This window comes from Kitasatospora sp. NPDC094028, from assembly GCF_049543595.1.
GTDB lineage: Bacteria > Actinomycetota > Actinomycetes > Streptomycetales > Streptomycetaceae > Kitasatospora.
In genome coordinates, this window is the sequence record NZ_JBMVFA010000008.1 from 75,800 (window position 1) to 96,954 (window position 21,155).

General features: G+C 73.3%; 18 protein-coding genes and 1 pseudogene. 9 read left to right on the top strand and 10 right to left on the bottom strand.

The genetic code is table 11. From position 1 onward, the window contains the following. Positions 1-36 precede the first annotated feature (36 nt). Together ACPC54_RS15080 and ACPC54_RS15085 are read right to left on the bottom strand one after the other, a co-directional pair. Entirely contained in the window at positions 37-414 is a 378-nt protein-coding gene (locus tag ACPC54_RS15080) for a YrdB family protein (protein WP_498965086.1), read from the bottom strand. An 87-nt stretch (positions 415-501) separates the two neighbouring features. After that, positions 502-2,568 carry a S9 family peptidase gene (locus ACPC54_RS15085; protein ID WP_498965088.1) on the bottom strand — a complete coding sequence of 689 codons (2,067 nt, stop codon included), beginning with the start codon at positions 2,566-2,568 and terminating at the stop codon, positions 502-504. Positions 2,569-2,686: 118 nt separating this feature from the next. On the opposite strand from ACPC54_RS15085, the gene ACPC54_RS15090 reads away from it, so the two are divergent. Continuing rightward, a complete protein-coding gene (locus ACPC54_RS15090) occupies positions 2,687-3,856 on the top strand; it encodes an aminotransferase class V-fold PLP-dependent enzyme (RefSeq protein ID WP_498965090.1) in 1,170 nt (389 codons plus the stop codon). Here ACPC54_RS15090 and ACPC54_RS15095 read toward each other — a convergent pair. Both ACPC54_RS15095 and ACPC54_RS15100 read right to left on the bottom strand, forming a co-directional pair. Then, positions 3,853-4,245 (bottom strand): ArsR/SmtB family transcription factor, encoded by a 393-nt coding sequence (locus tag ACPC54_RS15095; protein WP_498965092.1) that lies wholly within the window; start codon positions 4,243-4,245, stop codon positions 3,853-3,855. The two genes, ACPC54_RS15090 and ACPC54_RS15095, sit on opposite strands and share 4 nt — an antisense overlap. A 51-nt stretch (positions 4,246-4,296) precedes the next feature. Next, complete coding sequence (locus tag ACPC54_RS15100) at positions 4,297-4,671, bottom strand: hypothetical protein (protein WP_498965094.1); 375 nt, start codon at positions 4,669-4,671, stop codon at positions 4,297-4,299. A 265-nt stretch (positions 4,672-4,936) separates the two neighbouring features. Between ACPC54_RS15100 and ACPC54_RS15105 the strand changes: the two genes are divergently transcribed. Continuing rightward, complete coding sequence (locus ACPC54_RS15105) at positions 4,937-7,792, top strand: DEAD/DEAH box helicase (RefSeq protein WP_498965382.1); 2,856 nt, start codon at positions 4,937-4,939, stop codon at positions 7,790-7,792. A gap of 377 nt (positions 7,793-8,169) precedes the next feature. After that, positions 8,170-8,886, top strand: a pseudogene (locus tag ACPC54_RS15110) (VWA domain-containing protein); the annotation flags it as partial. 159 nt (positions 8,887-9,045) lie between these two features. Here the strand turns inward: ACPC54_RS15110 and ACPC54_RS15115 are convergent. The 3 genes from ACPC54_RS15115 to ACPC54_RS15125 all read right to left on the bottom strand — a co-directional run bounded on the left by ACPC54_RS15115 (position 9,046) and on the right by ACPC54_RS15125 (position 11,945). Then, positions 9,046-9,948 carry a 5'-3' exonuclease gene (locus tag ACPC54_RS15115; protein ID WP_498965383.1) on the bottom strand — a complete coding sequence of 301 codons (903 nt, stop codon included), beginning with the start codon at positions 9,946-9,948 and terminating at the stop codon, positions 9,046-9,048. Between the two features lie 59 nt (positions 9,949-10,007). Further along, a complete protein-coding gene (locus tag ACPC54_RS15120) occupies positions 10,008-11,075 on the bottom strand; it encodes a cation diffusion facilitator family transporter (protein ID WP_498965096.1) in 1,068 nt (355 codons plus the stop codon). Between the two features lie 141 nt (positions 11,076-11,216). After that, positions 11,217-11,945 carry a gamma-glutamyl-gamma-aminobutyrate hydrolase family protein gene (locus tag ACPC54_RS15125; RefSeq protein WP_498965098.1) on the bottom strand — a complete coding sequence of 243 codons (729 nt, stop codon included), beginning with the start codon at positions 11,943-11,945 and terminating at the stop codon, positions 11,217-11,219. 155 nt (positions 11,946-12,100) lie between these two features. Between ACPC54_RS15125 and ACPC54_RS15130 the strand changes: the two genes are divergently transcribed. The 3 genes from ACPC54_RS15130 to ACPC54_RS15140 all read left to right on the top strand — a co-directional run bounded on the left by ACPC54_RS15130 (position 12,101) and on the right by ACPC54_RS15140 (position 15,673). Next, on the top strand, positions 12,101-13,486 hold the full coding sequence (locus ACPC54_RS15130; RefSeq protein WP_498965100.1) for a glutamine synthetase family protein: 1,386 nt from the start codon (positions 12,101-12,103) through the stop codon (positions 13,484-13,486). Positions 13,487-13,572: 86 nt separating this feature from the next. Further along, the gene (locus ACPC54_RS15135; RefSeq protein ID WP_498965102.1) at positions 13,573-14,358 is read left to right on the top strand and encodes a 3-oxoacyl-ACP reductase; all 786 of its coding nucleotides are present in this window, start codon (positions 13,573-13,575) and stop codon (positions 14,356-14,358) included. Between the two features lie 112 nt (positions 14,359-14,470). Next, positions 14,471-15,673: a DUF2510 domain-containing protein gene (locus tag ACPC54_RS15140; RefSeq protein ID WP_498965104.1), complete on the top strand. Its 1,203-nt coding sequence runs from the start codon at positions 14,471-14,473 to the stop codon at positions 15,671-15,673. Positions 15,674-15,816: 143 nt separating this feature from the next. On the opposite strand, the gene ACPC54_RS15145 is transcribed toward ACPC54_RS15140, so the two are convergent. Further along, complete coding sequence (locus tag ACPC54_RS15145; protein WP_498965106.1) at positions 15,817-16,731, bottom strand: lytic polysaccharide monooxygenase auxiliary activity family 9 protein; 915 nt, start codon at positions 16,729-16,731, stop codon at positions 15,817-15,819. A 255-nt stretch (positions 16,732-16,986) separates the two neighbouring features. Further along, positions 16,987-18,198, bottom strand: a complete 1,212-nt coding sequence (locus ACPC54_RS15150; RefSeq protein WP_498965108.1) for an alanine racemase — start codon at positions 18,196-18,198, stop codon at positions 16,987-16,989. Between the two features lie 123 nt (positions 18,199-18,321). On the opposite strand from ACPC54_RS15150, the gene ACPC54_RS15155 reads away from it, so the two are divergent. Beyond that, positions 18,322-19,095 (top strand): SseB family protein, encoded by a 774-nt coding sequence (locus tag ACPC54_RS15155; RefSeq protein ID WP_498965109.1) that lies wholly within the window; start codon positions 18,322-18,324, stop codon positions 19,093-19,095. A gap of 49 nt (positions 19,096-19,144) precedes the next feature. Here ACPC54_RS15155 and ACPC54_RS15160 read toward each other — a convergent pair whose 3' ends face one another. Beyond that, positions 19,145-19,522 carry a DUF1844 domain-containing protein gene (locus ACPC54_RS15160; protein WP_051829769.1) on the bottom strand — a complete coding sequence of 126 codons (378 nt, stop codon included), beginning with the start codon at positions 19,520-19,522 and terminating at the stop codon, positions 19,145-19,147. 481 nt (positions 19,523-20,003) lie between these two features. Between ACPC54_RS15160 and infC the strand changes: the two genes are divergently transcribed. Next, positions 20,004-20,741 carry a translation initiation factor IF-3 gene (gene infC, locus ACPC54_RS15165; RefSeq protein WP_498965384.1) on the top strand — a complete coding sequence of 246 codons (738 nt, stop codon included), beginning with the start codon at positions 20,004-20,006 and terminating at the stop codon, positions 20,739-20,741. Positions 20,742-20,876: 135 nt separating this feature from the next. Further along, on the top strand, positions 20,877-21,071 hold the full coding sequence (gene rpmI / locus ACPC54_RS15170) for a 50S ribosomal protein L35 (protein ID WP_030055648.1): 195 nt from the start codon (positions 20,877-20,879) through the stop codon (positions 21,069-21,071). Positions 21,072-21,155 lie beyond the last annotated feature (84 nt).

The window sequence follows — 21,155 nt, forward strand, 5'->3', positions numbered from 1 at the left end:
CGCGTCCGACCGGGTTCCACGTTTTCCGGGGGGCCGTCACCTGGTGCCGTACTCCACGGTCACGCTGAGCACCACCAGCACGCCGTACACCAGCGCCAGGGCGGGCCGGCCGGCCGCGTACAGGGCGAGCCCGGCCGAGCCGAGGACCAGCAGCTTGAGCACGATCGTCACGGCGAGCGGCTGCGGGAACCTCGGCCCGCCCGCGGCCAGGAACAGGCTCCAGAGCGCGATGGCCAGCGCGGGCGCGCCGAGGCCCAGCAGCAGCCGCACGCCCGGGTTGGGGCCGGTCTTGAACCCCCAGTAGCAGAGCGCCGCGAGCATCGCTAGCTCCAGGGTGAACGCGAGTGCCGCGTTGGTGCCCGTCAGCAGGGTGAAGTGTGTCCCCCCGGCCGCGTCCGGTCGCTTGATCTCCATACGTGCGAGCCCCCGTGGTGTCGATCCGCCCGGGCCGGACGGCGCTCCTGCGGAGTGTGCCAGTCCGGCCCGGGCGAGCTCAACGGATCAGCCCAGACTGCTCCGCAGGAAGGCGAGTTCGGCCGTGACGACCTGCGCCTCCACGGCCCCCGGGGTCATGTGGGTGACCCGCGGCAGCGGCAGCACGGTGTGCGGGCGGCCCGCCCGGGTGAGGGCCTGGGAGAGCAGCATGGTGTGCGCGGGGTGGACGTTGTCGTCGAACAGTCCCTGGGTCAGCAGCAGCGGCCGGGCCAGGCCGGGCGCGTCGGGGATCAGGTCGTCCGCCTCGTAGCCCGCGGGGTCGTCCTGCGGCAGGCCGAGGTAGCGCTCCGTGTACGCGCCGCTGGCCAGGCGCCAGTCGGTGGGCGGGGCGCCCGCGCAGGCGGCGTGGAAGACGTCCGGGCGGCGCAGCACGCAGAGTGCGGCGAGCCAGCCGCCGAAGGACCAGCCGCGCACGCCGACCCGGCCGAGGTCGAGGTCGGGGTGGTCGGCGGCGAGCGCGTGCAGGGCGTCCACCTGGTCGTCCAGGACGACCCGGGAGAAGCCGCGGAACACGGCCCGGGTGAAGGCGGGGGAGATGTTCGAGGTGCCGCGGTTGTCGGTGGTGACCACGGCGAAGCCCTGGTCGGCCCACCACTGGCGCAGCTGCCAGCGGCGCGGGTCGAGGGCCACGGACTGGTGGGTGGGCCCGCCGTAGACGTCCAGCAGGACCGGCAGCCGGCGGCCGGGGGTGTGCTCGCGCGGGTACACCACCGAGGTGGGGAGTCCGCGGTCGGTCACCCGGGCGAGCAGCGGGTGGACGACGTAGGGGAGTTCGGGGCCGAGGTCGGTGATCGACAGTTCCCGGCCGGCCCGGTGCAGGACGCGCCGGTAGCCGGTGGGATCGGCGGAGGTGAGCAGCAGGGTGTCGCCGGCGGCGAGTGCGGTGTGCACACCGGGCCGCGGGGTGAGGGGTTCGGGGGCGCCGCCGTCCGGGTCGATCAGGTGGAGGTACTGGTGGGCCGGGTCGCCCTGACCGGTCTCACAGAGCAGCTTGCCGTGCAGCCGCCCGGCCACCCGGCGGACCTGGAGGCCGTCGGTGTCCAGCGGCTTGCCGTCCAGGGCGAGGCCGCGGGCCCCGGGGGTGTCGTGGGCGGTGAGCAGCCGGCCGTCGTCCAGCCGGGCCGGGGTGCCGGGCAGGGCGTCGACCCAGAACTCGTCGGTGGTGCGGGAGAGTTCGACGGTCGCGCCGGTGGCCGGGTCGGCGCTGAGCAGGAGCACGCGCTGCTGGAGCCGGTCGGTGACGGTGAGCAGCAGTTCGTCCCGGCCGGCCCACGAGGCGTCCATGAGGTACGGGAACTCGGCGGCGTCCCAGCGCAGTCGGACGCGGGAGCGGTCGAGGCCCAGGACCCAGAGCTGGACGTCCGCGTGGGGGCCGCCGGAGTGTGGGTAGGCGTGCTCGTCGGCGGGTTCGGCGGGGCGGGTGGGATCGGTGAAGTGCCAGCGGGGGAGGGCGGATTCGTCCACCCGGGCGGCGAGCAGCGCGCCGCCGTCCGGCCGCCACCAGTGGCCCCGGGAGCGGGACAGCTCCTCGGCGGCGGCGAATTCGGCGACCCCCCAGCGGGCGCCGTCCGCGGGGGAGAGCGGTTCGAGGCCGGGGGTCACGTAGAGGGCGTCCTCGGCGACGTAGGCGATCCGCTGGCCGGTGGCGTCCGGCCGGGGGTCGAACGCCGGCCCGGCGACGGGGAGTTCGTCGCTGGTGCCGCTGGCGGTGTCGGTGCGGAACAGGCGGCCGTCCAGGGTGAAGACGGCGACGGCGAGGTCGGCGGTGGCCGCGTAGCCGCCGATGCCGGCGGCGGTCAGCCGGACGCGTTCGCGCAACCGGCGTTCGAGCGGGGGGAGTTCGTCGCGGTCGCCGCTGCGGCCGGGCAGCAGTGCGGCCGGGTCGGCGACCATCCGCTCCTCGCCGGTCTCGACGTCGAGGAGGTGCAGACGGTCGATCGGATCGTTCGAACCGGTCGAGCGGAGCAACAGCAGCCGGGTACCGTCCTCGGCGAGCGTGTACGCGCGCGGCGCGCCGAAGGTGAACCGGCCGGTGCGGGCACCGAGGGCCAGGAAGGGGTCGGCAATGGTCATGGGCCGATCGTGGTTGCCGGGGACGTTGACCGACCAGGGTTGTGTCATGTGAAATGTCACACATCGCAGGTGTGGTGTGTGCAGGGATTCAAGTGTTCAGGGATTCAAGGAGGAAGCCGTGACGGACGACCTGGGGACCGCCGAACCCCCGGCCCCGCTGCCCGCCGCCGAGGGCATGTTCACCCTCGCGCCCGGTGCGGCGCACCTCAACCACGGCTCCTTCGGCGCCGTGCCCGTCCCGGTGCAGCAGGAGTGCGAGCGGCTGCGGGCCGAACAGGAACTGGACCCGGACGGCTTCTTCTGGAGCCTGCCGGAGCGGGTCGCCGCGGCCCGGACCCGGATCGCCGCCGAGCTCGCCGTCGCGCCCGACCTGCTGGCCCTGGTCGACAACGTCACCGAGGCCACCGCCGTCGCCCTGGACAGCATCCCGCTCGCGCCCGGCCACCGGATCCTGGTCACCGACCACGGCTACGGCGCCGTCACCCGGGCCGTCGCCCGCCGGGCCGCCGAGGCCGGCGCCGAGCTGAACGTCGTGACGCTCCCGGTGGACGCGCCGGACGAGGCGGCCGTGCACGCGGCGGTGCTCGACGCCGTGGACGAGCGGACCGCCGTCGCCGTCCTCGACCAGATCACCTCGCCCACCGCCCGGCTGATCGCCACCCCCGCGCTCCTCGCCGACCTGCGCGACCGCGGCGTGACCACCGTCGTGGACGGCGCCCACGCGCCCGGCATGCTGCCCGACCCGGTCGACCCGGGCGCCGACTTCTGGTTCGGCAACCTGCACAAGTGGGCCTTCGCCCCGCGCGCCACCGGCCTGCTCGCCGTCCGCCCCGAGTGGACCGGCCGGATCCGCCCGCTCGCCCTCTCCTGGGAGCACGACCGGGGCTACCCGGCGGCCGTCGAGTGGCGCGGCACCTGCGACTACACGCCGTGGCTGGCCGCCCCGGCCGGCCTCACGCTGCTGCGCGGGCTCGGCCCGGCGGTGGCCGCGCACAACGGCGGGCTCGCCCGGTACGGCGGGCGGGTGCTGGTCGAGCGGGGCGGCCTGCGGCCGCTGCCCGCTTCGCCCGGGGTGTGGATGAGCGCGGTGCGGCTGCCCGCCGGGTGCGCCGAGACCGAGCCGCAGGCGCGGGCGCTGATGGCCGAGGTGTGGGAGCGGCTCGGCGCCCGGGTCGCCGTCCGCCCGTGGGAGGGCGGCGGGGTGCTGCGGGTCAGTGCCCAGCTGTACAACCGGGCCCACGAGTACGAGCGGCTGGCGGACGGGCTGGCGCTGCTGCTCAACGGCTAGGCCGGCCCCGGGGCCTGTCCCTGTCCCTGGCCCGGCCCCGGGGCCGGCGCCCGGCCCGGCCCTGGGGACGCGCGCAGCTCGGCGAGCAGCACCGTCCGGTCGGTGAGCAGCCCGGTGAGGATGCGCCGGGCCGAGCGCAGCAGGTCGGCGACCTCCCCGCCGGCCAGCGCGTACACCACGGTGCTGCCCTCCCGGGTCGCGGTGACGATGCCCGACCGGCGCAGCACCGCGAGCTGCTGGGACAGGCTGGACGGCTCCACGTCCAGCTCGGCGAGCAGGCCGCGCACGGGCGTCGGCCCGGCCTGCAGCAGCTCCAGTACCCGGATCCGGACGGGATGGCCGAGCATCCGGAAGAACTCGGCCTTGGCCTGGTACAGCGCCACCGTCACGGTGCCCTCCTTCCCTGGTATGCCAGGTCCTGGCGTGCGAGGCCGGACCGCTCAGATCTCCAGCGCGGACTCGATCAGCTTGAGCCGGTGGCGGGCCATCGCCAGGTTGGAGCGGCTGCGGTTGAGCGCCAGGAACAGGAACAGGCCGCGCCCGCCGGGCGTCGTGATCGGCCGGACCATGTGGTACTGGCTGGTGAGGCTGATCAGGATGTCCTCGATCTCGTTGTCGTGCAGGTTGAGCAGCTCCATCGCCCGCATCTTGGCGCGGACCACGTCGGTGTTCCCGGCCGCGGCGACGTTGAGGTCCAGCTCGTTGCCGTCGCCGAGGCTGCCGAGGGCCATGCCGCTGCCGTAGTCGACCAGGGCGACGCCGATCGCGCCGTCGATCGTCATGGCCTGCTTGAGGGACGTCTCCAGGTCCGCCATCGTGGCTGTCCTCCCGTGAGTTGGTGGCTGTGGGACCCGAAGGTAGGGAGCGAGCGGGGGATTTCACAGGGAATGACCGGAGACGTCCGAAGCTGATCGGATCCCGATCACTTGAAGACATTTGCAACTATGGATTTGGGAGAGGAGTGATCTCACGGCGTCGCCTTGCGGTCCCGCCGACCGGAAAAACGGTGCTATCGATGTCACTCCTCCCGGGTAACCTCTCGCTGAGATGCGAGATCACACCAACCACACCCGGACGGCGATGAACACCCCTGACCCCGAGCCCCAGGAAGACCGGGAGCTCAGCCCCGCCGAGGCGTACGCGGCCAGCCGTCGCCGGGCCAAGGAGCAGGCCTCCGCCCTGTACGGCTTCCAGCAGCTGTACGACTTCCCGCTGGACGACTTCCAGCTGGAGGCGTGCGAGACGCTGGAGGCCGGCTCGGGCGTGCTGGTCGCCGCCCCCACCGGCTCCGGGAAGACCATCGTCGGCGAGTTCGCCGTGCACCTGGCCCTGCAGTCCGGCCGCAAGTGCTTCTACACGACGCCCATCAAGGCGCTCTCCAACCAGAAGTACGGCGACCTGGTCAAGCGCTACGGCGCCGCCAAGGTCGGCCTGCTCACCGGTGACAACACCGTCAACGGCGACGCCCCCGTGGTGGTCATGACCACCGAAGTGCTGCGCAACATGCTCTACGCGGGCTCCAGCACCCTCGACGGCCTCGGCTACGTCGTCATGGACGAGGTGCACTACCTCGCCGACCGCTTCCGCGGCGCCGTCTGGGAGGAGGTCATCATCCACCTCCCCGAGTCGGTCACCCTCGTCTCGCTCTCCGCGACCGTCTCCAACGCCGAGGAGTTCGGCGACTGGCTGGACACCGTCCGCGGCGGCACCAAGGTGATCGTCTCCGAGACCCGCCCGGTGCCGCTCTGGCAGCACGTGATGGCCGGCAACCGGATGTACGACCTGTTCGCGAACCCCGACCGGGACGGCCGGCCCAAGAACAGCCTCAAGAACCCCGGCAAGGCCGTCAACCCCGAGCTCGTCCGGCTCGCCCGCTCCGAACTCGACCGCAACCCGCGCGACCGCTTCGGCCGCGGCCGGGGCCGCTCCATGCCCAACGGCCGTCCCGGCAAGGTCTGGACGCCGGGCCGCGTCGACGTCATCGACCGGCTCGACGCCGAGGGCCTGCTGCCCGCGATCACCTTCATCTTCAGCCGGGCCGGCTGCGAGGCCGCCGTCCAGCAGTGCCTCAGTTCCGGCCTGCGGCTCAACAAGGACGCCGACCGCGCCCTGGTCCGCGCCATCGTCGAGGAGCGCTGCGCCGACATCCCCGACGAGGACCTGCACGTCCTCGGCTACTTCGAGTGGCTGGACGGCCTGGAGCGCGGCATCGCCGCCCACCACGCCGGGATGCTGCCCCGGTTCAAGGAGGTCGTCGAGGAACTGTTCGTGAAGGGCCTGGTCAAGGCCGTCTTCGCGACCGAGACCCTGGCGCTCGGCATCAACATGCCCGCCCGCTCGGTGGTCATGGAGAAGCTCGTCAAGTGGAACGGCGAGACCCACGCCGACATCACCCCCGGCGAGTACACCCAGCTCACCGGCCGCGCCGGGCGGCGCGGCATCGACGTCGAGGGCCACGCCGTGGTGCTCTGGCAGCGCGGCCTCGACCCCGAGGCGCTGGCCGGGCTCGCGGGCACCCGGACGTACCCGCTGAAGTCCTCGTTCCGGCCGTCCTACAACATGGCCGTCAACCTGGTCTCCCAGTTCGGCCGGCACCGCTCGCGCGAACTCCTGGAGACCTCCTTCGCGCAGTTCCAGGCCGACCGCTCGGTCGTCGGCCTCGCCCGCCAGGTGCAGCGCAACGAGGAGGGCCTGGACGGCTACCGCGAGTCCATGACCTGCCACCTCGGCGACTTCGACGAGTACATGGAGCTGCGCCGGCGGCTCAAGGACCGCGAGAACGAACTCGCCCGCGAGGGCACCAGCCAGCGCCGCGCCGCCGCCGTCGAGTCCATCGAGCAGCTCAAGCCCGGCGACGTCATCCACGTCCCCACCGGCAAGTTCGCCGGCCTCGCCCTCGTCCTCGACCCGGGCCTGCCGCCGGTCAACCGCTCCGGCCGCGGCGGCCCGCGCCACCCCGACTTCCAGGACGGGCCGCGGCCGGTCGTGCTCACCGCCGAGCGGCAGGTCAAGCGGCTCGCGATGATCGACTTCCCGCACCCGGTGGAGGCGATCGAGCGGGTCCGCATCCCCAAGTCCTTCAACCCGCGCAGCCCGCAGTCGCGCCGCGACCTCGCCTCCGCCCTGCGCACCAAGGCCGGCCACCTCGAACCCGAGCGGTTCCGGCGCGGCCGCGCCGCCGCCGCCGACGACCCCGAGATCACCCGGCTGCGCACCGAACTGCGCCAGCACCCCTGCCACGGCTGCTCCGACCGCGAGGACCACGCCCGCTGGGCCGAGCGCTACCACCGGCTGCACCGCGACACCGAGCTGCTGGAACGCCGGATGCGCTCGCGCACCCACACCATCGCCCGCACCTTCGACCGGGTCTGCGGCCTCCTCACCGACCTCGGCTACCTCAGCGGCGACACCGTCACCGACGACGGCAAGCGGCTCGGCCGGCTCTACGGCGAACTCGACCTGCTCGCCTCCGAATGCATCCGCGAAGGCGTCTGGAGCGGCCTCGCCGCCGCCGAACTCGCCGCCTGCGCCTCGGCGTTGGTGTACGAGTCCCGGCAGTCCGACGACGCCGGCGCCCCGCGCGTGCCGGAAGGCGCGGCCAAGGAGGCGCTCGGCAAGATGGTCCGCATCTGGGGCCACCTCGACGCCCTGGAGGAGCAGCACCGGATCAACACCGCCGAAGGAGTCGGCCAGCGCGAACCCGACCTCGGCTTCGCCTGGGCCGCCCACCGCTGGGCCCTCGGCCACAGCCTCGACCAGGTCCTGCGCGACGCCGAGATGCCGGCCGGCGACTTCGTCCGCTGGACCAAGCAGCTCATCGACGTCCTCGGCCAGATCCAGGACGCCGCCGGCGAGGACGCGGAACTCCGCAAGACCGCCCGCAAGGCCGTCGACGGCCTCCGCCGCGGCATCATCGCCTACTCCTCGGTGGGCTAGCGACCACCCGGCAGGGGCCCGCACGAGACCACTCGTGCGGGCCCCTGCCGCATGGCGCACCGATGACGACCAGGGCGCGGCGAGCCAGGCCCCCACCCTCCACCCCACCTGCCTTGCCCCTCGGGGACTCACTTGCTCCGGCGCACAGGAAGTCGGCTGGGCCGACTTCCTGTGCGCCGCAGGATCGGGGTGACGAACTCGTCGGCCGCGCTTGGACTTGGCGGCCTCGCTCGACCTGAGCGAGGCCGCCGACCACGACGTCCGCAGTGGGGTGAGAGGCAGGCCGGCTGAGGGCGCTTGCCAGGGTGGGGGGTCAGGTCGCAGAGTGGCCGCGGTTGGGGCAGGGTGGCTGCCGGTGTGAGGGAGGGGAGCGGACGATGGCCGTGAGTCTGAGCAAGGTCGAGGACAGTGCGCCGGCGCTGGTGAGTCTGTACAAGACGGCCGGGGCCGCGGTGGGGAAGCGCGGGTTGGACGGTCAGCCCGTCGCCGTGTACCTGGTGGTCGACTACTCGGGCTCGATGCGGCCGTACTACAAGGACGGCAGTGTCCAGGCGCTCGCCGACCGGGTGTTGGGGCTGTCGGCGAACCTGGACGACGACGGGAGCGTGCCGGTGGTGTTCTTCTCCACCGAGGTCGACGCCCAGACCGAGATCGCCCTGCAGGACCACGTGGGCCGGATCGACCGGATCGTCGCGGGTCTGGGCCACATGGGGAAGACCAGCTACCACCTGGCGATGGACGCGGTCATCCGGCACTACCGGGAGAGCCGCACCACGGCGCCGGCGTTGGTGCTGTTCCAGACGGACGGCGGGCCGATCAGCAAGGGCGCGGCGGAGCGGAGCCTGTGCGAGGCGGCGCGGCTGCCGATCTTCTGGCAGTTCATCGGCTTCGGAGAGCCGGACAGCAGGCAGTTCGACTTCCTGCGCAAGCTCGACCGGCTGGCGGTTCCGGACAAGCGGCCCATCGACAACGCGGGCTTCTTCCACCTGGGCCGGGACCCGAAGAAGATCTCCGACGCCAGGTTGTACGACCTGATGCTCTCCGAGTTCCCCGTCTGGCTGGCCGCCGCCCGTGCCCAGGGCCTGGTGCCCCCGCTCCCGGCGGGCGGGGTCGGCCCCCGGGCCCAGCGCCCCGAGGCTCCGCAGCACCCCGAGGCTCCCCGGCAGCCCGGGGCCCCGCAGCGCCGGAGCCGCTGGGCGGCGCTGTCCGGGTGGCTGAGGAGCCTCGTCCGCTCCTGAGGCGGGGGCGGGAGCTCAGCGGGTGGCCAGGGCCTCCAGGACGCGTTCCAGGGAGGTGCCGAGGTTCCAGCGGGCGGAGAGGTATTCGAGGGTCATCGGGTCGAGGGGTTCGCGGGGCAGGGTGGCGTCGAAGTCCGGGAGCGGGGCGTCGGTGGCGACGCGGACGACGGTGGGGGCGACGTCGAGGTAGGCGGCGCCTTCGACGATGTTGCGGCGGCGGGCCGGGGTGAGCTTGGAGCGCACGTCCAGCGCTGCCGCGCGGATGGCGGCGAGGTCGCCGTACTCGGTGATGAGCTGGGCGGCGGTCTTCTCGCCGATGCCCTTGACGCCGGGCAGGCCGTCGGACGGGTCGCCGCGCAGGGCGGCCATGTCGGCGTACTGGGCGCCGTGGACGCCGTACTTCTCCATCAGCAGCCCGTCGTCGGTGACCTGCAGGTTGCCCATGCCCTTGACCGGGTAGAGGACGGTGATCTGCCGGGCGTCGTCGACGAGTTGGAAGAGGTCGCGGTCGCCGGTGACGATCTGGACCGGGCCCTTGGCGCGGGCGGTGAGGGTGCCGATGACGTCGTCGGCCTCGTAGCCGGGGGAGCCGATCCGGGCGATGCCGAGGGCGTCCAGGACGTGTTCGATGACGGGGACCTGCGGGGCGAGGGTGTCGGGCACCTCCTCCTCGCCGTCGACGGCGGCCTCGGCGACCCGGTGGGTCTTGTAGGAGGGGATGAGGTCGACCCGCCACTGGGGGCGCCAGTCGGCGTCCATGCAGGCGACGAGCTGGTCGGGCCGGTGGTCGTGGACGAGCCGGGCGATGAAGTCCAGCAGGCCGCGGACGGCGTTGACGGGCTCGCCCTGCGGGGAGCGCAGGGAGTCCGGTACGCCGTAGTAGGCCCGGAAGTACAGGCTGGCGGAGTCGAGGAGCATCAGTCGCGGTGCGGTCACGAGTCAGATCATGCCGCACCGCGCTGACTGGTACGGGCTTCTCAGTGCTCGTGCGGGCCGGCGCGGTGGACCGGGCCGTGGGCGTCGGCGCAGTGTTCGGCGGCCTGGTCGCCCGGGCCGGCGATCTGGAGGAGCGCGCCCGCCTCGTCCTCGCCGACGTGGTCGACCTGGAGGGTGGCGTGGGTGATGCCGTACTCGGCGGAGAGCCGGCGCTGCAGCGAGCGCCGGACGGCGTGGCAGTCGCCGCCGGGGGTGACCAGGATGTGCGCGGACAGGGCCGGCTGGTTGGAGGTGATCTCCCAGATGTGCAGGTCGTGGATCTCCTCGACGAGCGGTTCGGTGACCAGCCGGTCGGCGACGGCGTCCGGGTCGATGCCGGCGGGGGCGGCTTCCAGGAAGATCCGTCCGGAGTCGCGGACCAGTCCGATGCCCGCCTTGAGCATCAGCGCGACGACGATCAGCGAGGCGATGGCGTCGGCCCGGGCGAAGCCGGTGATGACCACGACGAGGCCGGCGACGGCGGTGGCGATGAAGGCGTACAGGTCGGTGAGGACGTGCTGGAAGGCGCCCTCGACGTTCAGCGAGCTGCGGTTGGCCTTGGACATGCACCAGGCGGCGGCGATGTTGACGACGATGCCGACCAGGGCGGTGACCAGCACCAGCGAGCCGGTGACCGCGGGCGGCTCGAACAGCCGGGTGATCGCCTCGTAGCCCAGCCAGGCGGACAGGACCAGCAGGGTGACGCCGTTGGCCTGCGCGGACAGGATCTCGGCGCGCTTGAGCCCGTACGTGTAGCCGCCGCGGGCGGGGCGGGCGGCGAGCCGCATGGCGACCAGGGCGAGGACGATCGAGGCGGCGTCGGTGAGCATGTGCGCCGCGTCGGAGATCAGGGCGAGCGACTTGGCGGCGAAGCCGACCGCGACCTCGCCGGCCATGAAGACGACGATCAGGGTGAGGGCGCTGAGCAGCCAGCGGCGGTCGGCGTCGGCGGCGACGGTGTGCGAGTGCCCGCCGTGCCCATGGCCGTCGTGACCGTGACCGTGCCCGTGACCGTGCGAGTGCTGGTGGTCATGCGCATGATCATCGTGGGAATGCTCGTGGCCGGCCATCGAAGCCCTCTCTGGACGCACGGGTGGGAGGTGACGCGGTGCGATCGCCCGCACTCGAAGTGAACCGCAGAATCGACAAAGATCCAAAGGCTGTACTGGTGACCGTTGTCGTTGCCGTTCAGCCGGCCCTCGGCCGGTCCCCTAGCCCAGCGGTACGGCCTCCAGCACCGCCGCGGTGGCGGCCCGCACCAGCGCCCGCATGACCCGGAGGTCGTCGCCCTGTTCGGGGTGCCACTGCACGCCGAGGGTGAAGCCCGGGCCCTCGATCGCCTCCACCGTTCCGTCCGGCGCGTGTGCGCTGACCCGCAGCCCCTCGCCGAGTCGGTCGACCGCCTGGTGGTGGTAGGTGGGGACGGAGAGTTCGCTCTCCGGCAGCAGCCCGCCGAGCAGCGTTCCGGGCACCGGCCGTACCGCGTGCGTCCCGTACCTCCCCGGGGATCCGCAGTGCACGTCCACCGCGACGACGTCCGGCAGGTGCTGCACCAGGGTGCCGCCGCACACCACGTTGAGGACCTGCATCCCCCGGCAGATGCCGAGCAGCGGCATCCCGGCGGCCAGTGCCGACCGCAGCAGTGCGACCTCCCACCGGTCGCGTTCCGGGGAGTCGGCCTCCGTCAACGGGTGTGCGGGCTCCCCGTAGTAGACCGGGTCGATGTCGGGCCCGCCCGCGATCACCAGCGCGTCGAGCCGGGCCAGGACTTCGGGTGCCCGCTCCGGGGCGTCGGGCGGCAGCAGTACCGCGATCCCGCCCGAGTCCCGTACGTGCGCGGTGTACCGCTCGGGGACGAGAGCGGCCCGGCGGTTCCGCCAGCTGCTCCAACTCGCGTCCACCAGGTAGGTGCTGACGCCGATGAAAGGCCTGCGATCCATGGCGCGCATTCTGCACCCGCGGCACCTGATCCACCGTCAGCCACGCGGCTCGGCGCGCCGCCGTCGTCCGCCCTCTTCCGCCCCGCGAGCCCCAGGCCGTACCGTTCGCTGTGACCGGTTGATCTCGAAGAGTGATCGATGAGGATGGTTCCGTCATGTCCGAGCTCGCCGCCGAGGGCGCCCGGCCGCGCGCGCCGCTGTCCCTGCAGGGGTTGCGCGCGCTGGTGGACGCCGGTGAGGTGCACACGGTCGCCCTGGCCTTCACCGACATGCAGGGCCGCCTTCAGGGCAAGCGCTTCGCCGCCCGGTTCTTCCTCGACGAGGTCGTCGAACACGGCGCCGAGGCCTGCGACTACCTGCTCGCGGTGGACGTCGACCTCAACACGGTGGACGGCTACGCCTTCTCCTCCTGGGCCACCGGCTACGGCGACTTCGCGATGCGCCCCGACCTCGCCACCCTGCGGCTCACCCCCTGGCAGCCGGGCACCGCGCAGGTGACCGCCGACCTGGCCCGGCACGGCGGCCACCCGGTGGACGCCGCCCCGCGCCAGATGCTGCGCCGCCAGATCGCCCGGCTCGCCGAGTACGGCCTGGCGGCCGACATCGGCACCGAGTTGGAGTTCCTGGTGTTCCGCGACACCTACGAGTCCGCCTGGCTGGGCGGCTACCGCGGCCTGACCCCGGCGAACCTCTACAACGTCGACTACTCGATGCTCGGCACCGCCCGGGTGGAGCCGCTGCTGTCCCGGATCCGCCTGGAGATGGCCGGCGCCGGGCTGACCGTGGAGTCCGCCAAGGGCGAGTGCAACCTGGGCCAGCACGAGATCGCCTTCCGCTACGCGGACGCGCTGACCACCTGCGACCAGCACAGCGTGTACAAGACCGGCGCCAAGGAGATCGCCGCCCAACTCGGCTGCGCGCTCACCTTCATGGCCAAGTACGACGAGCGCGAGGGCAACAGCTGCCACATCCACCTGTCACTGCGCGACGCGGTCGGCGCGCCCGCCTTCGCCGACCGGGACGGCCGGATGACCGACACCATGCGGCACTTCCTGGCCGGGCAACTGGTCGCGCTGCGCGAGTTCAGCCTGCTGTACGCGCCCAACATCAACTCCTACAAGCGCTACCGCCCCGGCTCGTTCGCCCCGACCGCCGTCGCCTGGGGCCGGGACAACCGGACCTGCGCCTACCGGGTGGTCGGCCACGGCCAGTCCCTGCGGATGGAGAACCGGGTGCCCGGCGGCGACGTCAACCCGTACCTCGCGGTGTCCGGAATGCTCGCGGCCGGCCTGTACGGGCTGCAGCGCAAGCTGGACCTGCCCGCGCCCTGCCTGGGCAACGCCTACGCGGTGGACGAGTACGGCCGGGTGCCCGGCTCGCTGCGCGAGGCGGCCGAACTTTGGGCGGAGAGCGAACTCGCCCGGGACGCCTTCGGCGACGACGTGGTCGAGCACTACCTGAACATGGCCCGGGTGGAACAGGCCGCGTACGACGGCGCGGTGACCGACTGGGAGCGCTACCGGTCCTTCGAACGGATGTGACGCACGCCCGGGCCGAACGGGAGGCCCGGCGGAGTCCGCGACCGGGGCCGGGACCGTCCCCGCCCACAGTGATGAGTAGGAGCCCGATGAGCGACACCGACATCGTCTGCCGCCGGCTGGTCGGCCGCACCGCCGTGGTCACCGGCGCGGGCAGCGGGATCGGCCTGGCGGCCGCCCGGCGGCTCGCCTCGGAGGGGGCGAAGGTGGTCTGCGCGGATCTCGACGAGGAGACCGGTCGGGCCGCCGCCAAGGAGGTCGGCGGGCTGTTCGTGCACACCGACGTCACCGACCCGTACATGGTCGAGGCACTGTTCGACGAGGCCTACGAGACCTACGGCAGCGTGGACGTCGCCTTCAACAACGCCGGCATCTCCCCGCCCGAGGACGACTCGATCCTCACCACCGGCCTGGACGCCTGGCGCAGGGTGCAGGAGGTCAACCTGACCTCGGTCTACCTGTGCTGCAAGGCCGCGCTGCCGTACATGCGCCGGCACGGCCGCGGCTCGATCGTCAACACCGCGAGCTTCGTGGCCCGGATGGGCGCGGCCACCTCGCAGATCTCGTACACCGCCTCCAAGGGCGGGGTGCTGGCGATGTCCCGCGAGCTGGGCGTGCAGTTCGCCCGGGAGGGCATCCGGGTCAACGCGCTCTCGCCCGGGCCGGTGGACACCCCGCTGCTGCGCGAGCTGTTCGCCGCGGACCCGGAGCGGGCGGCCCGACGGCTGGTGCACATTCCGCTCGGCCGGTTCGCCAGGGCCGAGGAGATCGCCGCCGCGGTGGCCTTCCTGGCCAGCGACGACTCCTCGTTCATCACGGCGAGCGAGTTCCTGGTGGACGGCGGCATCTCCGGGGCGTACGTCACGCCCCAGTAGGGGGCCCCGTCGCGGCGGGGCCGGGGCTTCTCACCGGAATCTCATCGAAAACCGGCGGAATTCGCGGCTGCCCTGATTTCGCGTTTATCCGGTGCCCTTTAGATTCTCTGGTGTGAGTGAGCAGATTCCCGCCGGGTGGTACCCGGACCCGAAGGACACCGCGAGCGACCCGAGACCGCAGCGCTGGTGGGACGGCCGGGGCTGGACGGCCAGCACCCGGCCCGCCCCCTCGGACGCGCCGACCCCGCCGACCCCGCCGGCCCAGTCGGCCCCGGAGGCCCCGGAGCCCGAGGCCGTCGCCGCACCCGAGGCACCCGGCACGTCCGCCCCGTCCGGGGTGTTCGGCGCCCCGGAGTCCGGCACGGCCGAGCAGCCCCGGGTGCTGGAGGGCGAGGTCCTGGAGAGCGGCCCGACCGTCCGCTACCCGGAGCCGCCGCCGTTCGGCGCCGCCTGGGGCGCCCCGGGCGCCGCGCCCCGCAAGCCCCGGCGCAAGCCGTCCAAGCTGGTGATCGCGACCGTCGCCGCCGCCCTGCTGGGCCTGGGCGCCGGTTCGGGGATCACCTACCTGGCCATGGACGGGCATGACGGCGACCGCGCGCCGCGCAGCGCCCGGGCGGCGGTGCCGGACGGCCAGGACGGGCCGTGGGGCGGTTTCCCCGGGCTCGGCGACGGCCCCGGCGCGGACGGCAAGGGCGGCAACGGCGGCGGCAACGGCAACGGCAAGGGCAATGGCGGAAACGGCAGCGGCAAGTCCAGGCCCGGCTCCGGCACCGCCGTCGACGTGGTGAACCGGCTCTCGCTGCCCGTGCCGTCGGGCTGGAAGGGCAGCCTCACGGCCGAGGGCTACGCCGCGATGTACGTCGGCTCCTACACCTGCGCGGACGGCAAGAGCGAGTGCACCCTCGGCGGAGTGAACACCGGCCGGATCGACGGCGGCGGCTCCGACGTCGCGGCGGCGGCCAAGGCGGACATCGACAAGGCGGCCAAGGACTCCTACGCCGACGTCACCGGCCACCAGGAGCTGAAGAACGAGGCCGTGAAGGTGAACGGCCAGGACGGCTGGCTGGTCCGCTGGAAGGTCAACGCGGCCAAGGGCAACGACGGTTACGTGCAGACCGTGGTCTTCCCGTCGAGCGACGGCAAGTCGCTGATCTCGGTGCACTTCGGCTTCGACATCGCCGACAAGGCGCCGGACGTCTCCCTGATGGACACGATCGTCAAGGGCATCGCCGACTACAAGGGCAAGCTCCCCTCGCTGCCCGGCGGCGGCTCCGCCACCCCCGACCAGGGCAACGTCGGCGGTACCAGCACCTGACGGGCCGCGCGCTCCTCACCGCACCACGGCGGCCCGCCCGGAGGAAGTCCTCCGGGCGGGCCGCCGCGCGTCGTCGGGGTGAGCCGGTGTCACGGAGCCGGACCCGACGGGGGTGTTGGCCGGTCCGGCCTCCGTGTCCGGCGTCAGGCGTCGCGTCGAACAGCCTCGACGCGGCGGCGCCGGAGCACCATGGCGGCCCAGCCGACGCCGGTCGCGGCGGCGCCGGCCAGCAGCAGCGGGCCGGTGGCCGAGGTGCCGACCGCGGCGGAGGCGGTCGGCACGGTCCGGCCGGCCGGGGAGTTCGGGTCCCCGCCGTGCCCGTGGTGGGCGACGGTGGACCTGGGGGCGTCGGCGGCGATCTGCGCGTCGCTGGGCGCGGCCGGGGCGGCGAGGGAGGCGGCCGCCGGGGCGCTGCCGCCCCCGGCGCCGAAGTCGACGTCCGAGCAGGCGTAGAAGGCCTCCGGGCTGTCGCTGCGCTGCCAGATGGTGTAGAGGATCTGACGGCCGGTGCGCTGCGGCAGGGTGCCCGAGTAGCTGTAGGAGCCGTTGACGGCGTTGCGGTCGACCTGGACCTGGGCGACCGGGGTCGGGTCGAGGTCGGACCACTTGAGCGGCTGGGTCGGGTCGAAGCCCGGCTTGGTGATGTAGACGGTCTGGGTGCCGAGGTGCGGCGCGGTGGTCCGGAACTGGAAGGTGTAGGCGCCCGCCTTGACGGCGGTGGCCGGCCAGTCGGTGCGCGGCCAGTCGAGGGCCGCGTACTTGTCGCGGTTGGCCGAGCAGAGCCGGCCGTCCGGGATCAGCGCCTGGTGGTTGCCGTTGGCGTTGGCGATGTTGACCTCGTTCCAGTCGTACAGCGGCTGGGTGCCGCTGGTGGCGACGAGGTCCTTGCAGACCTGGGAGACGGGGTGCTCCGGGCCCTCGGCGTAGCAGGCGGCGACCCGGCTGACGGGGTTGGTCATCGTGCCGTGGGCGCTGGCTGTCCCGGCGGTGGTGAGGGCCACCGAGAGGGCCGCGGCGCCGACCACGCCGACGGACAGGGCGGTTCGCTTGATGGACATGGGGTGGGGACTCCTTGACCGTCGTTCCGGGCGGGTGTGGGGGAGCGGGCACGCCTGCCCGTCCGGAGGGCCGCTGCCCGGACCGCGGGACCCCTGGGCCGAAGCGTAGGATTGGTCTGGACCATAAGGCAATAGCCTTGACCACCATGCCTGTTGACGCATCATGGGCTCCCGAGCAGCGCAAAGGCCCGATGGGACACCAGGGTTAGGAGTTCCATCGGGCCCGCTTAAGGCTCCGGAAAGGTGCGGGGAAGTCTAGAGGAAGGTCCGGCCCTCGCCGCGGTAGGTCGGTACGGTCCGGACGATCCGCTCGCCCTCGATCAGGTGCAACTCGGCGAAGCGCTCGCACAGTTCACCCGCCTTGGCGTGCCGGAACCAGACCCGGTCGCCGATCAGCAGGTCGTCCGCCGCCGCGCCGAGCAGCGGGGTCTGCACCTCGCCCGCGCCCTCCATCGGGTCGTAGCGCAGCCCCGGCGGCAGGTACGGCACCGGCGAGCGGTCCGGCCCGGCCGCGCCGGAGGCCGGGTAGCCGCCGCCGAGCACCGTCACCACGCCCACGCCGGGGCGGCGCACCACCGGCTGTCCGAACAGCGCGGCCGGGCGGCCCCGGAACGCGCGGTAGTGGTCGAAGAGTCGCGGCACGTACAGCCCGGAGCCGGCGGCCACCTCGGTGACGGCCCGCTCGGCCGCGGTGGACTCCACGCTGCCGGTGCCGCCGCCGTTGACGAACTCCAGCTCGGCCACCCGGCGCAGCCGCCGCACGGCCGCCGCACGCCGCTCGGCGAGTTCGGCCCGGGCCTTGGCCTGCATCAGCCGGATCAGTTGCGAGCGCACCGGCCGGCCGGGCGCCCGGTCGCCCACCCCGGCCACGTGGCCCTCGTACGCCATCAGGCCGACCACCCGGAACCCCCTTCTGCGCTGGACGAGTTCGGCGAAGGCGCCGAGCTCCTCCGGGGTGCGCAGCGGCGAGCGCCGGGCGCCCACCCGGACCCGGCCGCCGAGCAGGTGCAGCGCGGTGTCCAGCTCCAGGCAGACCCGCACCTCGGCGTCGCCGGCCCGGGCCGCGTCGATCAGGTCGAGCTGGGCCGGGTCGTCCAGGACGAGGGTGATCTCCCGGGCGAGGTCCGGATCGGCGGTCAGTTCGGCGTAGCCGGCCCGGTCGGTGGACGGGTAGGCGAGCAGCACGTCGCGCAGGCCCGTACGGGCGAGCCAGAGCGACTCGTCCAGGGTGAAGCTCATGACCCCGGCGAAGCCGTCCGCGGCCAGCGCCCGTTCGAGCAGGGCCCGGCAGCGCAGCGACTTGCTGGCCACCCGGATCGGTTTGCCGCCCGCGCGGCGGACCAGGTCGGCGGCGTTGGCGTCGAAGGCGGCGAGGTCGACGACGGCCACCGGCCCGTCCAGGTGGGCGGTGGCCCGGTCGTACCGGCGGCGGTCGGAGGCGGGGGCGGGCGCGTCGAGCAGGACCATGCGCGCAGGGTGCCACAGCGGACTACTCGTGGGTAGGGGGCCGGCAAGGATCCGGGAGCCAGGCCCCCGGGGCGCGTGCAGGCAAATGCCGGGTGGGACGGGCGGTGGCATAGGGTCGGCCGGGTGGACCGCAAAGACTTCTCCAACCCGGCGTTCGTCGGCAAGAGCATCCCGAATCCCGGTTTCTCCGACGACGACGGCACGGCAGACCCGGCGCTGACCGCCGCCCTCGCCCGCTGGGCGCAGGACCGCGCGGCCGAGCCCGAGGTGCTGGCGGCGCTGGCCCCGACCCGGCTGATGGTGCCGATCGTCGCCATCCTCGGCGAGGTCGAGGTGGACGAGCACGGACACAAGCACGACAAGACCAGCGACATGGCCGTGCCGGTCCTGGAGGCCCCGGACGGCCGCCGCGCGCTGCCGGCCTTCACCTCGCTGGAGACGATGACCCGCTGGCGCGCGGACGCCCGCCCGGCGCCGGTGATCGCCCCGCAGGCGGCGATGGTGGCCTTCTCCGAGCGGGCCGACACCCTGCTGGTCGACCCGGCCGGGCCGGTGCCCTTCCTGCTGGGCGGCGCGCGGCTGCGGGCGCTCGCGGAGAACCGGCCGTACCTGCCGCCGGTGGCGGACCCGGAGGTGCGCGCGGCGGTGCGGGCGCTGCTGGCGGCCGAGCCGCAGGTGGTCAGCGGGCTGCTGGCGCCGTCCGAGGACGCGGACGGGGTGCTCGCGGTGGTGTTCGACCCGGCGCTGGACCAGCCGGGCCTGCAGGCGGCCGCGCAGCGGGTCGGGCAGGCCGTGGCGGCGGACCCGCTGCTGCGGGTGCGGCTGGACCGGGGGCTGGACCTCGCGGTGCTCCCGGCGAGCGCGCAGCTGCCGGCCGAGCCGCTGTACCGGCGCTAGCGCGACGTGGAGCCGCCGCCTCACGTGGGGCGGCGGCTCCGCGGGGGTGTCAGGAGTAGACGGGCCCGGTGAACTTCTCGCCCGGCCCGGCGCCCGGCGCGTCCGGGACGAGCGAGGCCTCGCGGAAGGCGAGCTGCAGCGAGCGCAGCCCGTCGCGCAGCGGGGCGGCGTGGAAGTTGCTGATCTCGGGGGCGCCGGCGGTGACCAGCCCGGCGAGGGCGGTGATCAGCTTGCGGGCCTCGTCCAGGTCCTTGTCCTTCTCGCCGCCCTCGGCGAGGCCGCACTTGACGGCGGCGGCGCTCATCAGGTGCACCGCGACGGTGGTGATCACCTCGACCGCCGGGACCTCGGCGATGTCCCGGGTGAGGTCGTCGAAGCCGATCGCGTCGTCGTCCGCGCCGGGGGTCTGGGTGGGCTCGCTGCTCAAGGGGGGCTCGTTCCGTCGTGCCGTGATGGGTACACGTGGAGCGTACAAGGGGCCCGGAGCGCGGGGGCCGGGCCGTCCCGCGGGGGCGGAATAGCGTTCGGACGCCCGACGCTGTAGGCTTCGAGACTGACCGGCCGGGATCCCTCAGGGGAATCCGGCCAGCAAGTGGAGGCTCCACTGCGAGGAGGCCCGAGAGGGCAACCGCGAAAGTCTCCCACCTGATCGACCTCAGGGTCGACGGGTCCGGTCCGCGACGGGCGCCACGGCGCCGAGTCGCCCGCAGCGTCCCTCACCGGGCGCCGCCCCCGGTTGTGTGGAGCCCCGCTTGTACCGAGCGGGGCTTTTTTCGTGTCGCGGTGCACACGGTGTCGAGGGACACCGGGCAGCGCAGCACGAATGAAGCCCCGCCCAGTGGTCGAGTCCACTACGTGCGACCGCCGTCCGACGGCCGCATCGCAGAAGGTGCAACCGAGGAGGCCCCATCAGCACCGAGCCCCGCATCAACGACCGGATTCGCGTCCCGGAGGTGCGACTCGTCGGTCCCAGCGGCGAGCAGGTCGGCATCGTGCCGCTTGCCAAGGCGCTGGAGCTCGCGCAGGAGTACGACCTCGACCTGGTCGAGGTCGCGGCGACCGCCCGGCCGCCGGTGTGCAAGCTCATGGACTACGGCAAGTTCAAGTACGAGTCGGCCATGAAGGCCCGTGAGGCGCGCAAGAACCAGGCGCACACGGTCATCAAGGAGATGAAGCTCCGGCCGAAGATCGACCCGCACGACTACGACACCAAGAAGGGTCACGTCGTCCGGTTCCTCAAGCAGGGTGACAAGGTCAAGATCACGATCATGTTCCGTGGTCGTGAGCAGTCCCGCCCCGAGCTGGGCTTCCGTCTGCTGCAGCGGCTCGCCGACGACGTCCAGGACCTGGGCTTCGTCGAGTCCTCGCCGAAGCAGGACGGCCGGAACATGATCATGGTTCTTGGCCCGCACAAGAAGAAGACCGAGGCGATGGCCGAGGCCCGCGCCCTCGCGGACGCCCGCAAGGCCGAGCGACTGGGCCGGACCCCCGGCTCCGACGCCGCCGCGGACGACGACGACGTCCTCGTGGACGACGTCGCGCTTGAGGACGACGCCGAGGTCGAGGCGCAGGACGCGCCGGCCGAGGTCGAGGCCCCCGAGGCCGACGCTCCGGTCGAGCAGCCGGCCGCCCCCCAGGGCGCCTGAGCCGCAAGGCTCGGACGAACGGGGTCGGCCCCCTGGTGACGGGCGTCCCGCCCGCCACCGCAGATCCATCCAGTTCACGCCCGCGCGGCGCAGGCCGCGCGGGCGCGGACGGGACCGACGAGGAGATACGGCGAAATGCCGAAGCAGAAGACGCACAGTGGCGCCAGCAAGCGCTTCAAGATCAGTGGCTCTGGCAAGGTGCTGCGCGAGCGCGCCGGCCGCCGCCACCTCCTGGAGCACAAGCCCTCGACGCTGACCCGCAAGCTGGCCGGGACCGTCGAGCTGGCCCCCGCTGACGCCAAGAAGATCAAGAAGCTTCTCGGCAAGTGATCGCCCTCCCGCCCGGCGCGAGCCGCGTGCGGGGCAGCTGATCCTTCCCGACCCATTCGAATGACGGACCACGTGAAGTAGTCC

Excerpts from the sequence above, each read along its gene's own strand:
- ACPC54_RS15100 (WP_498965094.1), bottom strand. The coding sequence starts at position 4,671 with ATGGCGGACCTGGAGACGTCCCTCAAGCAGGCCATGACGATCGACGGC.
- ACPC54_RS15125 (WP_498965098.1), bottom strand. The coding sequence starts at position 11,945 with ATGGATCGCAGGCCTTTCATCGGCGTCAGCACCTACCTGGTGGACGCG.
- ACPC54_RS15080 (WP_498965086.1), bottom strand. The coding sequence starts at position 414 with ATGGAGATCAAGCGACCGGACGCGGCCGGGGGGACACACTTCACCCTG.
- ACPC54_RS15120 (WP_498965096.1), bottom strand. The coding sequence starts at position 11,075 with ATGGCCGGCCACGAGCATTCCCACGATGATCATGCGCATGACCACCAG.
- rpmI (WP_030055648.1), top strand. The coding sequence starts at position 20,877 with ATGCCGAAGCAGAAGACGCACAGTGGCGCCAGCAAGCGCTTCAAGATC.
- ACPC54_RS15145 (WP_498965106.1), bottom strand. The coding sequence starts at position 16,731 with ATGTCCATCAAGCGAACCGCCCTGTCCGTCGGCGTGGTCGGCGCCGCG.
- ACPC54_RS15115 (WP_498965383.1), bottom strand. The coding sequence starts at position 9,948 with ATGCTCCTCGACTCCGCCAGCCTGTACTTCCGGGCCTACTACGGCGTA.
- ACPC54_RS15130 (WP_498965100.1), top strand. The coding sequence starts at position 12,101 with ATGTCCGAGCTCGCCGCCGAGGGCGCCCGGCCGCGCGCGCCGCTGTCC.
- ACPC54_RS15085 (WP_498965088.1), bottom strand. The coding sequence starts at position 2,568 with ATGACCATTGCCGACCCCTTCCTGGCCCTCGGTGCCCGCACCGGCCGG.
- ACPC54_RS15105 (WP_498965382.1), top strand. The coding sequence starts at position 4,937 with ATGAACACCCCTGACCCCGAGCCCCAGGAAGACCGGGAGCTCAGCCCC.
- ACPC54_RS15150 (WP_498965108.1), bottom strand. The coding sequence starts at position 18,198 with ATGGTCCTGCTCGACGCGCCCGCCCCCGCCTCCGACCGCCGCCGGTAC.
- ACPC54_RS15135 (WP_498965102.1), top strand. The coding sequence starts at position 13,573 with ATGAGCGACACCGACATCGTCTGCCGCCGGCTGGTCGGCCGCACCGCC.